The sequence below is a fragment of the Ezakiella peruensis genome (genome assembly GCF_900215725.1).
In the GTDB taxonomy this organism is placed as follows: domain Bacteria; phylum Bacillota; class Clostridia; order Tissierellales; family Peptoniphilaceae; genus Ezakiella; species Ezakiella peruensis.
In genome coordinates this window covers 652810-665279 of the sequence record NZ_LT962469.1, presented here as the reverse complement: position 1 = coordinate 665279, position 12470 = coordinate 652810, and the positions used below count along the sequence as shown (strand labels likewise).

The window sequence follows — 12470 nt, the reverse complement described above, 5'->3', positions numbered from 1 at the left end:
TAACCTCCTACATCATACTAATTGGGTCAACACTTACATTTATTTCTTTACTATTAAAATTTCTTAAAAATTCTATAATCTTACTTACATTTTTGTCTGGCGATTTTATAATAAATTGCCAGCGATATTCATTTTTTATCTTCGCAATTGGAGAAGGATTTGGATGCAAAACCTTTGCGGTAATATCATTATCAATAACAAATTTAGTGAGTTTATGATAAACATCCATCAAATCATTATGAGCAGTCATATTATCCGTTGAAGTTTTTTGTACCAATATTATTTTAGTAAAGGGAGGATATAAAAACTCTTTTCTAACCTTCATCTCAGTCTTAAAAAATTCTTCATATTCACCATTTACGCTTAATTTAATTGCAAAATGTTCTGGTTGATAAGTCTGAAGAATAACGCGTCCTTCATCCTCTCCTCGACCAGCTCTTCCGCTTACCTGCCTAATAAGCGAGTACATCCACTCACAAGCCCTGTAATCAGGAATTTTTAAAAGCATATCAGCGGCAATTATTCCAACTAAAGTAACATTTTTAAAGTCTAATCCCTTAGCTATCATTTGTGTGCCAATTAAAATGTCAATGTCTCCAGAATTCATTCTCTGATATATATCATAATGAGAATTTTTTCTAGACATTGTATCCCTGTCCATTCTCTCAACTCGAGCATGAGGAAATAGTTTTTTTGTTATATATTCAACCTGCTCTGTACCTATGCCAAAATCTTTTATTTTATCAGAACCACAGTTGGGACACTTTTCTGGTAAAGCTATTGATTTCCCACAATAATGGCAGACAAGTCTATTCATATTTTTATGGTAAGTCATACTTACATCGCAGTCTTCGCATTTAATTGCTTCTCCACAAGTTCTGCAGCTTACAAAGCCCGAATATCCTCTGCGATTTAAAAAAAGCATTGTCTGTTTTCTATTCTTTAAATTATCTAGTATGGCTTCATAAAGTTTTAACGAGAAAATAGAGGTGTTTCCATTGTTAAGTTCAAGAGCCATGTCAGCGACTTCGATCTTTGGTAAAGACTTTCCATTTGCCCTTTCATTCATCTCATATAGTCTATAAATGCCCTTGCTTGCCTTGTAATAGCTATCCAGTGAAGGAGTTGCAGATCCTAAAATCAGCATGGCATTGTTTATGTCAGCCATAAACTCTGCAATATCTACAGTTTTGTATTTAGGAGTATGGCTAGAAACATAAGAATTGTCGTGCTCTTCATCTATAATAATTATCCCCAAATTTTGAACCGGAGAAAAAATTGCAGACCTAGCTCCAACAACTATTCTAATATCGCCATTTTTAATCCTCATCCACTGGTCATATCTTTCTTTTTGAGTTAATTTAGAGTGGATAATAGCAACTTCTTCATTAAAGCGACCTTTAAATCTAGCTACAGTTTGTGGAGTAAGACCAATTTCAGGAACTAATATTATTGCAGATTTATTATCCTTTAGGACCTCTTCTACAATTTGTAAATATACTTCAGTTTTACCCGAACCCGTAACTCCGTTTATTAAAAACTTATTGTTAGCTAACTTGTAGTCTTTGAATATACCGTCTACAACATTTCTTTGTATTTCATTTAACTGGTGTTTTTTATATTGAGAAACTTTTTTCCCTATAAATTTTTGTACAACTACTCTCTCGCCAATATAGCCATTTTTTATTAATGTTTTTATTGGACTATCGCTAATTGATAGTCTTTTCATAATGTCGGATCGACTGTAATTACCTAATTTAATAATATTATATACAGCCATCTGCTTCTCAGAAAGATCATCGGCCTCCTTCTTTGTATACAAGATTTTTTTAGTATACATAGATGGCTGATTTTTTAAAGAGTATGAGTATTTAAACTCTCCACTATCAAGCTTTTCTCTTATCTCCTCATGGCCGAACTTTGATTCATCAACTAATTCTAAAGTCCTAGTCGAATACAAGTCTTTTTGGATTGAATTTAAATCCATTGGCGGAAGAAATAACTTTAAGCTCTCAATCTTGTTTGAAAATGTCTTTTCAGAAATAAAAGATGCCGTATCAATATCCTTTTGAGTGATTAGTGGTTCTTCATCTAAAATTTCTAATATAGGTTTTAATTCTATATCACTATCATCTTCATCAGAAATTTCAACAATAATACCGATTATTTTTGAATTGCCTCTGCCAAAAGGTACGACAACACGTGCCCCTACAAATGCATTCATTTCCTTAGGTATTAGATATGAAAATTCACGATTTAATGAATCAATATTTCTATTAATTAAAACCCTTGCAATCATAAATTCTCCTCTACAAAATCAATCATCAGCCTTGCAAAGCTATTTTTATCAGTATCTTTAATTTCTAATTTTTTATTGTCTTTAGATAAAACAGTTCCGCTATTTCTATCAGATCCAAAGGCTGAGTTTTCGCCCTTTATATTGTTAATTACAATAAAGTTCATATCCTTTTTAACAAGTTTCTCTTTACCGTATTCAATGTGGTTTTCACTCTCTGCAGCAAATCCAACAACCTTCATATCTCCCTTTATAGGAGCTATAGTTTTTAAAATGTCTTTTGTCCTTACTAATTTAAATTCTAAGGAGTCAGATTTTTTTATTTTTTCTTCTACATAAGAATCAAACTCATAATCTAAGGGAGCTGCTGCCATAAATAAGGCTTTAGAATCTTTTATCTCATCTTTAACAGCCTCTAACATATCCGAAGTAGTGCAAATATCAATATATTTATAAAAATCATCTTCTGGCTTAAATCTGCTTATATAAACCACATTTGCTCCACGTCTTTTTAATTCACGGGCAATTGCAAGTCCCATTTTACCGCTTGAACGATTTGTAAATATTCTAACAGGATCGAGTTGAGAAACAGTAGATCCACTTGTTACAATAACCTTTTTATTCGCAAAGCGAGGATTTTCTCTATGAGTGCTGATAATTTCATTTAAAATACTCTCTGGCGATGGCAACTTGCCGATCCCCACATCATTACAAGCTAATAAACCCGTGTCTGGCTCAATAAAATAATATCCAAGAGTCTTTAAATACTCTATGTTTTCTAAATTTATTTTATTCAAATACATTTTTGTATTCATTGCAGGAGCAATAAACGTTTGTGCTTCGCTTGCAGAAATAGCATTTAACAAAAGATTATCACAAATACCTGCTCTTAATTTGGCAATAAAATTCTTTGTAGCTGGAGCTACAATAATATAATCAGATTGGCCCAAGTATATATGAGGAATTTTGCCATCTTTCATATCAAATCCGTCCACATATACATCTCTGCCGGTTATGCTTGAAAAAGCAAGTGGAGTCACAAAATGAAGGGCGTTTTCAGTTAAACAGACATCTACCAAGGCACCCATTTTTTTCAGTCTACTGGCAATTTCTATTGCTTTATAAGCTGCTACACCGCCAGTGACGCCAAGTAAAACACGTTTATCTTTAAACATTAATCATGATCCTTATATTCTATTTTGCCCTCTCTAACTTCTTCAAGTGCAATAGTTATTGGATTTTCGTCTTCATGACCTTCAACCTTAATCATTGATCCGTCCACTATTTGCCTTGCTCTCTTCGCTACAACAGATACTAGTGTGTACCTGCTAACATTTTTTCCTAAAACATCTGTTGATGGGTTATACATAGTTATTCACCTAACACTTTCTCTTTTATATTTTTAAATCTTTTTACCTTGTGAAGTTCTGCATTTATAATATCCTCAATATCCTTAGCAGCTTCTTCTATCTTCTCATTTATAATAAAATAATCATATTTATCAATTTGCTCAATTTCCTTATAGGCATTATTAAAACGAATTTTCAAAGACTCTTCCGTTTCTGAGCCTCTGCCTATAATCCTTTGCTTTAACTCTTCCATACTTGGTGGAAGTAAAAACATTAAAACTGCATCGTCATATGCTTTTTTAACTTGCATGGCTCCTGCCACATCAATCTCAAGTAAAACTGTGTTACCCTTTTCTATTTGACCAAAGACAAAATCCTTTGGCGTTCCATAAATATTTTGATGCACATGAGCATATTCAAGCATCTTATCCTTTGCAATTAGGTCCTCAAATTCATCTTCGCTAATAAAAAAATAACTTTTTCCGTCAACCTCACCTTCTCTAGGCTGCCTTGTGGTTGCTGATATAGATAAAACTATTTCTTTATTATTTTTTAATAATTCCTTACAAACCGTTCCCTTGCCAGCACCAGATGGACCTGACAAAACGACGAGAAGCCCATTACTCAAAACTTTCACCACCATTTCTTTTTAACTAATAAACTTTATACGCCTATTATATAAGAAGGAATTTTATAAAACAATAGAATGTTTCGAAAACTTAACAATATACTTTTTATTCTATGATATAATTGCCTTGAGGTGAATTATGTCATTAAACGGACCAGCAATTAGACTTTTAACAAAAGAATTAAACGATAGCTTGCTTGGAGCAAGGGTCGATAAAATATATCAGGAAAACAAAGATGTATCAATCCATCTTAGAGCAGGTAGAGAAAATAAAATTTTATATTTTTCTTTTTCTTCTGATACTCCTGCTGTATATCTGACTGATAAAAAACAGGATTATCCACAAGAGCCACCTTCATTTTGTATGTTACTTAGGAAATATCTAGTAGGAGCTCGTATCCTAAAAATTGAACAAATAAGAATGGATAGAATAATATCAATAACCTTCTCAACATCTGCTGACATATACTCAACAGACCACATTAAAATGCAGTTTGAAAGTATGGGAAAATATTCTAACCTTATTGTTGTAGATGAAAATAATAATCAAATAATAGACTCGTTAATAAGAGTTTATCCAGATATGAGTAGTGTTAGGCTTGTGCTTCCAAAAGAAAAGTACAAATTACCAGAAGCAAATGGCTTGAACCCACTAAGTGCAAGTCAAGATGATATAAGAAACAAACTCGAAGAATCCAAGCTTCAAAATTTAAAAACTGCTATTTTTAAATCGTTCGAAGGCTTAAACCCTGATATCTCTTCTTATATCCTTCACACAGCAAAGATTAACGAAGACATTAACTACACTAATCTCGATCAAAGCGAAAGGGAAAATTTGATTCTTATCATCTATAATGTCTTTCAAGATATAGTAGAATATAATTTGCAAGCCATTGTTTACAAGAAAAACGATATCCCCTTCAAGTTGTCAGCCTTTGATTTAAGTCCATCTTTTACAAATGGTAAAGAGTTCGATACAATGAACGATGCAGTAAGATATTTTTACGAAACAAAATCAACTTACAAAATTATATCATCCAGAACTCATGATTTAAGGAAAAAAATTAACCACAAAATAAATAGCCTGGAAAAAACCTTAAATATACAAAAGAAAGACTACCTTAAATCTAAAGATCGCGAAGATATAAAAATTAAAGCTGATCTTTTAGCTGCAAACATATATAAAATTTCTAGAGGCGATAAATTTATAGAAGTTAATAATTTTTATAGCGAAGATAATGAGCTAATTAAAATTCCAATTGATGAAACCCTATCGCCTAAGCAAAATGTCGATAAGCTTTATAATAGATATAACAAGATGAAAAATCGTGAACTAAACCTAAAAAAACGCATGCCTAAAATTGAAAACGAAATTTATTATTTAAAATCAGCTATAATAAATCTTGACCAAGCCGAAACAACTGACGAAATAAACCAAATAAAAGAAGAACTAAAACAAAGCGGTTTCTTAAAAAAAGGTACATCTAAAAAGAAAATCAGAAATCCAAAAATATCTTTTAGAGAATATGTATCACCAAGTGGATTTAGAGTTCTAGCTGGCAGAAATAATATACAAAATGACCAATTAACTTTTAAAGTCTCCCACAAAGAAGACCTGTGGTTTCACTTACGCAATGAGCCCGGAACCCACGTCATCCTAGAGTGTCATAACAAAGATTATAGTGAAGATGATATAGTATACGCGGCAAATGTCGCCGGAGTTTTATCAGGCAAAACTGTAAAATGTGATATCGATTATACTGAAGTAAAAAATGTAAAGAAAATAAAAAATCAAAATCCTGGCCTAGTTAATTATTATAATTACAAGACAATAACTATAGATCCAGATGAGAAAAATATGTAAGAAAAAAGTCCCTAGCGGGACTTTTTATTTTTATACTTATTCTTATTTGTATAAAATATGAGCTTGGCAAAGATCTTTTACTCTTGCCTTTAGTTTTTCTCTATCATAGCTTGTATCAAGTGTATCGGCGATAATATATCCAACTTCTCTCATATCATCTTCATTGAATCCACGAGTTGTCATAGCTGGTGTACCGATTCTGATACCGCTTGTAACGAATGGTGATTCTGTTTCATTTGGAATTGTGTTCTTGTTAACAGCAATACCAATTTCACCAAGCATTTTTTCAGCTTCTTTACCTGTAAAGCCTTTTGCCTTAACATCGATTAAGATTAAGTGGTTATCTGTGCCACCTGAAACAAGTCTAAATCCTTTTTCTGTAAGTGCATCTGCAAGAGCTTTTGCATTCTTTAGAACTTGTTCTTGATATGTTTTGAATTCAGGTTTCAATGCTTCGCCAAATGCAACTGCCTTAGCAGCAATAACGTGCATTAAAGGTCCACCTTGTGTTCCTGGGAACACTGCCTTATCAATTGCTTTTGCATTTTCAGCTTTTGTTAAAATAGCGCCACCTCTTGGTCCACGAAGTGTTTTGTGTGTTGTTGTGGTTACATAATCAGCATATGGTACTGGTGATGGATGTAAGCCAGCTGCAACTAGACCAGCAATGTGAGCCATATCAACCATGAATAAAGCTCCTACTGAATCAGCAATTTCTCTAAACTTTTTAAAGTCAATAATTCTTGGATATGCACTTGCGCCTGCAACAATTAGCTTTGGTTTTTCTTTTGAAGCAATGTCAGCAACTTGATCATAGTTGATTTGTTCTGTCTTGCTATCTACACCGTAAGCTGCAAAATCAAAGTATTTTCCGCTGATATTAACTGGTGAACCGTGTGTTAAGTGACCACCTTCGGAAAGATTCATACCCATAACCTTGTCGCCAGGTTCGATGCATGAGAAGTAAACAGCCATATTAGCGTTTGCACCTGAGTGTGGTTGAACATTTGCGTGATCAGCTTCAAATAGTTTGCATAATCTATCTCTAGCTAAATCTTCTGCAATGTCAACAACTTCGCAACCACCGTAATATCTTTTTCCTGGGTATCCTTCTGCATATTTATTTGTTAGGTAGCTTCCCATGGCTTCCATAACTGCTTCTGATACAAAGTTTTCGCTAGCAATTAATTCGATGTGTGATTGCTGACGAACTTTTTCGTCCATTACAACGCCATAAATCTCAGCGTCAGTTTGTTTTAAGTGTGAAAAATCCATTTAAACCTCCTTTGTAGATGACAGTTAAATCTTACTGCCTACACTCTAATTGTAACATATTGAAATTTGTATTTCAACTTAATTGTTACTCTATTTTAATTTAATTATAGAAATTTTATTAGTATGCTTGTTTTTAGCATCTATAAAATATATACATAGATACGAAATGGCTATTCCCAAGACTCCTAAAAAGAATGATTTTAGTTCACTTAATTTTAGTACATAGCCTAAGAGTATTCCAATTACAAAACCTAAAAATGGTATTGCATACAAAATTGCACTCGCCTTTAGGCCCAAAGAATCATCCATAACAACTTCAACCATCTCTCCTGCCTTTGCATCTATAGAGTTCATAACTTCAATTGTATGAGCTACCGTCTCGCATCCGCCTCCACAGGCTTTGCAATTTCCACCGCATGCAGAAGTACGAACTAAAGATACAAAAGCTTTATTGCCACTAGTTGATAAGACTTTTCCTATTACTTGCATTCTTCCTCCATTATTATATTCATAAGTTCCGCTGCCGCTCTAACTCCCATGTAGTTGGGTGATGGAGCTATAGTCCCCACCACACCATCAACTTTTATAGTTTCACCTTCATAATAAAGACATTTTATTTTTTTATGAAGGCTTTTATCTATATACTTCCTAAATCTTTTTGCTAGATTACAATAAGTCGTTTTATCTAGAGTAGAAAATTTTAGTGATGATATATCAGTCCTATTGCCTGCACCCATGGCAGAAATAAATTTTATTTTATTTTTAATTGCATACTCAGCAATTAATTTTTTGGCATTAATATCATCGCATAAGTCTAATATATAATCGCTATCTGCTAAAAGTTCCTCATAATTACTTTCTTCAAGCATATAAGGCATGCAAGTAAGATTTAAATCAGGATTAATATCTTTAAATCTTTCTTTTAAAACATCTACTTTTAACTTTCCAATAGAACTATAGCTTGAACCAATCTGGCGATTCAAATTGCTCTCCTCGTACTTGTCAAAATCAATTATTTTTAGATTTTTAACCCCTGACCTGGCGAGCATTTCACAAGCTATGCCCCCTACTCCACCAACGCCAACAACTGTTATTCTAGCATTGGCAAGTTTATTAAAATTTTCTTCTCCTACAAGACTTATTGTTCTACTATTTCTTTTCGACATTTACCTTTAAGCTTACTTCCTCTAATTGTTTATCGCTAATTGCTGATGGAGCCATGCTCATTAAATCAGATGCTGATTGAGTCTTTGGAAATGCAATTACGTCTCTAATGTTAGATGTGTCTGTGAATATTTGCACCCATCTATCAAGTCCAAGGGCAATTCCACCATGAGGTGGTGTACCATAGCTTAGAGCCTCTATAAAGAAACCAAATTGCTTTAAAGCTTCTTCTTTTGTAAATCCAATTGCTTCAAACATTTTATCTTGAACATCTGAGTTGTGAATTCTGATACTTCCTCCACCTGCCTCTTCACCATTGATAACAATATCATAGGTCTTGGATGAGCAATTTGCAGGATCAGTTAACATCTTATCAATGTCCTCATCTTTTGGTGATGTAAATGGATGGTGAACAGCCACATATCTATCGCTTTCTTCATCATACTCTAAAAGTGGGAAGTCCACAACCCAAAGAATAGAATATTTATCTTTATCAATCATTCCGTTTTCTTTGGCAATAAAGTTTCTAAGATTTCCTAAGGCAGCACATGTAACTTCATATTTATCAGCAACTAATAAAACCATATCGCCTTTGTTAGAGCCCATAAATTCATATAGTGCATTCTTTTCGTCTTCATTTACAAACTTATCAATTGAAGATGATTTTTCATCGTCATATCTAAAGTAAATTAGGCCCTTTGCTCCAAAGTCTTTAACGAACTCTTCTAACTTCTTAAATTTCTTTTTGCTAATAAGTTCATCACCCTTTGGAACATTAATTGCCCTTATAACATTTCCAGATGAAATTGTTGATTGGAAAATTTGAAATTCACTCTTGGAAAAAACTTCATTTACATTCTTGAGTTCCATATCAAAACGAAGATCTGGTTTGTCTACACCGAATCTCTCCATAGCTTCTGAATATTTCATCCTTTGTAGTGGAAGCTCAAGGTCATAATTTATAATTTCTTTAAAGAGTTTTTGGAATAATTCTTCATGTACATCCATGACATCATCCATATCCACAAAGCTCATCTCAACGTCAACTTGGGTAAACTCAGGTTGTCTATTAGCACGCAAGTCTTCGTCTCTAAAGCACTTCGCTATTTGATAATACCTGTCCATACCTGCAACCATGAGCAGCTGCTTATAAATTTGTGGACTTTGTGGCAAAGCGTAAAATTCACCTGGATGAATACGGCTTGGTACAAGATAGTCTCTTGCACCTTCTGGTGTGCTCTTACCTAAGATAGGAGTTTCAATTTCATTGAAGCCATGGTCATTGTAAAAGTTACGTATAATATTACACATCTTTGACCTAACTTTTAATGTGTTTTGCAGACGAGGTTTTCTCAAATCCAAATACTTATATTTTAATCTCATTTCTTCTGAGACATTATCATCATCTTTAATATAAATTGGAGGAGTGTTAGCCCTATCTAATATTCTTAATTCCTTAGCGTCAACTTCTATATCTCCTGTTGGCATATCAGGATTTTTTGAAGACCTTTCACGAACTTCGCCCCTAATAGCTACTACATATTCGCTTTTTAATTCCCCCGCTTTTTGGAAGAGTTCTTGATCTGTATCATTAAATACTACTTGTGATATCCCTGATATATCACGCACATCTGTGAAAATTAGTTTACCTAAATTTCTTGAGCGTTGAACCCAACCCATAAGTACAACTTCTTTTCCTATGTCTTCTTGTCTTAATGTGCCTGCATAATTACTGCGGCGCAAGTTGCCCATTGTTTCCATTATATCCTCCTAATTTTTTATATATTATTAACCATCTTGCGGGCCTCTTCTTTTAACTCATTAAGCTCCTTATAATGGTTTATATAATAATCTATATCCCTAAATCCAAATACCCTTTTTACAATCCCATCATCAGATGTAAACTTGCTGACTGCACCCATACCAAATGCCAGTACATCACATTTATCATCCATGCTTAAAATATTGTATAAATTAAGGTTTTGGCTCTTAGTAAAACCTATATTTTCATTATTACCAACCTGACGCTTTTGCCTATATAAATAATATGGTTTGTATCCCGATTCTCTTAATCTATCATAAGAGTAGTCAAAACATTGGTCCATTTTATTGTTAATTGCAAATTTTTGATCATGATTTATATAGTAAGATCCATTTTTCAAAGCCAAACTGTGTATAGTTATATCATCTGGCTGCAAGGTGATTAGTTTATCAATAGTTTCTTCTATGTCATCTATAGTCTCTTCTTCAAGACCTATTATCATATCTGTATTGATATTAAAACCAAAATCTTTGCATATTTTAAAAGACGAATAAAAATCTTCAACCTTATGCCTTCTTCCGATTTTATCTAAGGTCTCTTGCTTTAGAGTCTGCGGATTAACGCTAATTCTGTTTACATTATTTTCTCTCAAAGCTTTTAATAAATCTTCGTTTATTGTATCTGGCCTACCCGCTTCAAAAGTAATTTCTTTGATATCTCCAAATTTTTCCCTTACAGCAGAAAAAATTCTATCAATATCTTCTTTACCTAGTATAGACGGTGTCCCGCCTCCTATATACAATGAAACAGGCTTTTTGGGATCCATATAGCCATTATAGTCTTCAATTTCTTTTAACAGATAATCTACATATTCGCTCGGACTATATCTCAGCCTACCTTCCATACTCATAACTGAAAACGAACAGTACTTACACCTGGTCGGGCAGAAAGGTATATGGATATACACTATAAAAGAATCATCCCTAAGTTTTAAAATTGGTTTTTGAGTTTCCAATATTTCGTCAATTAAATTATATTTATCTTCTTTTACCATTAGGTCATCAATAAAAAGTTTTTTTATGTCAGCACCCTTATATTGGTCTCTAATTTGTTCCAAATATCTAACCGGTCTTATACCTGTTAAGATTCCCCAAGGTAAGTCTACATTCGTAATTGATTTTACCAATCTATATATGGCGAGCTTAATAGTAGTTTCACTATCTAAATTTTCTACTGGCAATTGGATTTCCTTGGATATATTTTCGTTAATCCACTTGCCAGTAACAAGATTATTATCAAGCTCTAAATATAATTTTGTATCAGGTTTGTATGCGTCTATATCTTCAAAAGCTATGGAAGATCGTAACATATTTAAATGAGTTGGCCTAAGCTCAAATCCACTTGTTACGATTTCAATCATAATAAACTTTTAATATATGGATTGTTGTCTCTCTCGAATTTTATATCGCTTTGAGGACCATGACCCGGACAAACGACTGTATCGTCTGGATAGTTCGTGGCAATAAACTTCAGTGAATCCTCTATCTTGCTTTGGTTGCCAGAATATAAATCTGTTCTGCCGCAGCCCATTTTAAATAATGTATCGCCAGTAAACAAATAACCATTGCCATATAGTACAAAGCTCCCTTCAGTGTGACCAGGAGTATTTTTTGCCTTCAAAGTTATTGGAGTAAACTCAAGCTCATCCCCATCTTTAAAATAGTGGTCGCACTCAAGTGTAATTGGTCCAAGCAAAGTTGCCGTCGAAAGATTGTGATCAGGATCATCAAATAAATCCCTCTCTTCACTAGCACCATAAACTTTGGCGCCAGTCTCTTCCCTAAGCTTATTAACCCCACCTATATGATCAAAGTGCCCATGAGTTAATACAATTGCTTCTAGCGTTAGATCGTTTTCATTTAAAATTTTAACCACATCTTCACTATCACCACCACAATCAATAACGATTGCCTTTTTATTTTCATCAAAAATAATATAAGTGTTAGCTCCGTAAATACCTAAATTTTTTCTTATTACTTCCATATATTCCTCCACAGTTTATTATACTGGTTTTACTATTAATTTTCAAGATTAATCGCCATTATTAGACTTATATAAAAGAATCAATTATA

General features: G+C 33.3%; 11 protein-coding genes. 1 reads left to right on the top strand and 10 read right to left on the bottom strand.

Annotated elements, in window-relative coordinates; all coding sequences use genetic code 11:
• Positions 1-7: 7 nt before the first annotated feature.
• From priA to gmk, 4 genes are read right to left on the bottom strand one after another with little or no spacing between them, the layout of a single operon-like run.
• A complete protein-coding gene (gene priA / locus CUU59_RS03120; protein WP_099950547.1) occupies positions 8-2299 on the bottom strand; it encodes a primosomal protein N' in 2292 nt (763 codons plus the stop codon).
• Positions 2296-3471, bottom strand: coding sequence for a bifunctional phosphopantothenoylcysteine decarboxylase/phosphopantothenate--cysteine ligase CoaBC (gene coaBC, locus CUU59_RS03115; protein ID WP_099950546.1), 1176 nt, complete (start codon positions 3469-3471; stop codon positions 2296-2298). The genes priA and coaBC overlap by 4 nt, the downstream gene beginning before the upstream one ends.
• Positions 3471-3665 (bottom strand): DNA-directed RNA polymerase subunit omega, encoded by a 195-nt coding sequence (gene rpoZ, locus CUU59_RS03110; RefSeq protein WP_075573687.1) that lies wholly within the window; start codon positions 3663-3665, stop codon positions 3471-3473. Before rpoZ ends, coaBC begins: the two co-directional genes overlap by 1 nt.
• 2 nt (positions 3666-3667) lie before the next feature.
• Positions 3668-4273: a guanylate kinase gene (gene gmk, locus CUU59_RS03105; protein ID WP_099950545.1), complete on the bottom strand. Its 606-nt coding sequence runs from the start codon at positions 4271-4273 to the stop codon at positions 3668-3670.
• Positions 4274-4412: 139 nt separating this feature from the next.
• On the opposite strand from gmk, the gene CUU59_RS03100 reads away from it, so the two are divergent.
• Entirely contained in the window at positions 4413-6137 is a 1725-nt protein-coding gene (locus tag CUU59_RS03100; RefSeq protein ID WP_099950544.1) for an Rqc2 family fibronectin-binding protein, read from the top strand.
• Positions 6138-6179: 42 nt separating this feature from the next.
• Here CUU59_RS03100 and CUU59_RS03095 read toward each other — a convergent pair whose 3' ends face one another.
• From CUU59_RS03095 to CUU59_RS03070, 6 genes are all read right to left on the bottom strand, one after another.
• Positions 6180-7412 carry a serine hydroxymethyltransferase gene (locus CUU59_RS03095; RefSeq protein WP_099950543.1) on the bottom strand — a complete coding sequence of 411 codons (1233 nt, stop codon included), beginning with the start codon at positions 7410-7412 and terminating at the stop codon, positions 6180-6182.
• Between the two features lie 90 nt (positions 7413-7502).
• Complete coding sequence (locus tag CUU59_RS03090; protein ID WP_099950542.1) at positions 7503-7901, bottom strand: SoxR reducing system RseC family protein; 399 nt, start codon at positions 7899-7901, stop codon at positions 7503-7505.
• The gene (locus CUU59_RS03085; protein WP_099950541.1) at positions 7892-8578 is read right to left on the bottom strand and encodes a tRNA threonylcarbamoyladenosine dehydratase; all 687 of its coding nucleotides are present in this window, start codon (positions 8576-8578) and stop codon (positions 7892-7894) included. Before CUU59_RS03085 ends, CUU59_RS03090 begins: the two co-directional genes overlap by 10 nt.
• Positions 8562-10337 carry an aspartate--tRNA ligase gene (gene aspS, locus CUU59_RS03080; RefSeq protein WP_211286982.1) on the bottom strand — a complete coding sequence of 592 codons (1776 nt, stop codon included), beginning with the start codon at positions 10335-10337 and terminating at the stop codon, positions 8562-8564. The genes CUU59_RS03085 and aspS overlap by 17 nt, the downstream gene beginning before the upstream one ends.
• Positions 10338-10354: 17 nt before the next feature.
• Positions 10355-11758 (bottom strand): coproporphyrinogen dehydrogenase HemZ, encoded by a 1404-nt coding sequence (gene hemZ, locus CUU59_RS03075; protein WP_099950539.1) that lies wholly within the window; start codon positions 11756-11758, stop codon positions 10355-10357.
• Complete coding sequence (locus CUU59_RS03070) at positions 11755-12381, bottom strand: MBL fold metallo-hydrolase (RefSeq protein ID WP_099950538.1); 627 nt, start codon at positions 12379-12381, stop codon at positions 11755-11757. Before CUU59_RS03070 ends, hemZ begins: the two co-directional genes overlap by 4 nt.
• Between the last annotated feature and the right edge of the window lie 89 nt (positions 12382-12470).

What these genes read in the sequence shown, in the direction of transcription:
- aspS (WP_211286982.1), bottom strand. Translation starts at nt 10,337, where the DNA reads ATGGAAACAATGGGCAACTTGCGCCGCAGTAATTATGCAGGCACATTA.
- CUU59_RS03100 (WP_099950544.1), top strand. Translation starts at nt 4,413, where the DNA reads ATGTCATTAAACGGACCAGCAATTAGACTTTTAACAAAAGAATTAAAC.
- coaBC (WP_099950546.1), bottom strand. Translation starts at nt 3,471, where the DNA reads ATGTTTAAAGATAAACGTGTTTTACTTGGCGTCACTGGCGGTGTAGCA.
- CUU59_RS03090 (WP_099950542.1), bottom strand. Translation starts at nt 7,901, where the DNA reads ATGCAAGTAATAGGAAAAGTCTTATCAACTAGTGGCAATAAAGCTTTT.
- CUU59_RS03085 (WP_099950541.1), bottom strand. Translation starts at nt 8,578, where the DNA reads ATGTCGAAAAGAAATAGTAGAACAATAAGTCTTGTAGGAGAAGAAAAT.
- hemZ (WP_099950539.1), bottom strand. Translation starts at nt 11,758, where the DNA reads ATGATTGAAATCGTAACAAGTGGATTTGAGCTTAGGCCAACTCATTTA.
- priA (WP_099950547.1), bottom strand. Translation starts at nt 2,299, where the DNA reads ATGATTGCAAGGGTTTTAATTAATAGAAATATTGATTCATTAAATCGT.
- CUU59_RS03095 (WP_099950543.1), bottom strand. Translation starts at nt 7,412, where the DNA reads ATGGATTTTTCACACTTAAAACAAACTGACGCTGAGATTTATGGCGTT.
- rpoZ (WP_075573687.1), bottom strand. Translation starts at nt 3,665, where the DNA reads ATGTATAACCCATCAACAGATGTTTTAGGAAAAAATGTTAGCAGGTAC.
- CUU59_RS03070 (WP_099950538.1), bottom strand. Translation starts at nt 12,381, where the DNA reads ATGGAAGTAATAAGAAAAAATTTAGGTATTTACGGAGCTAACACTTAT.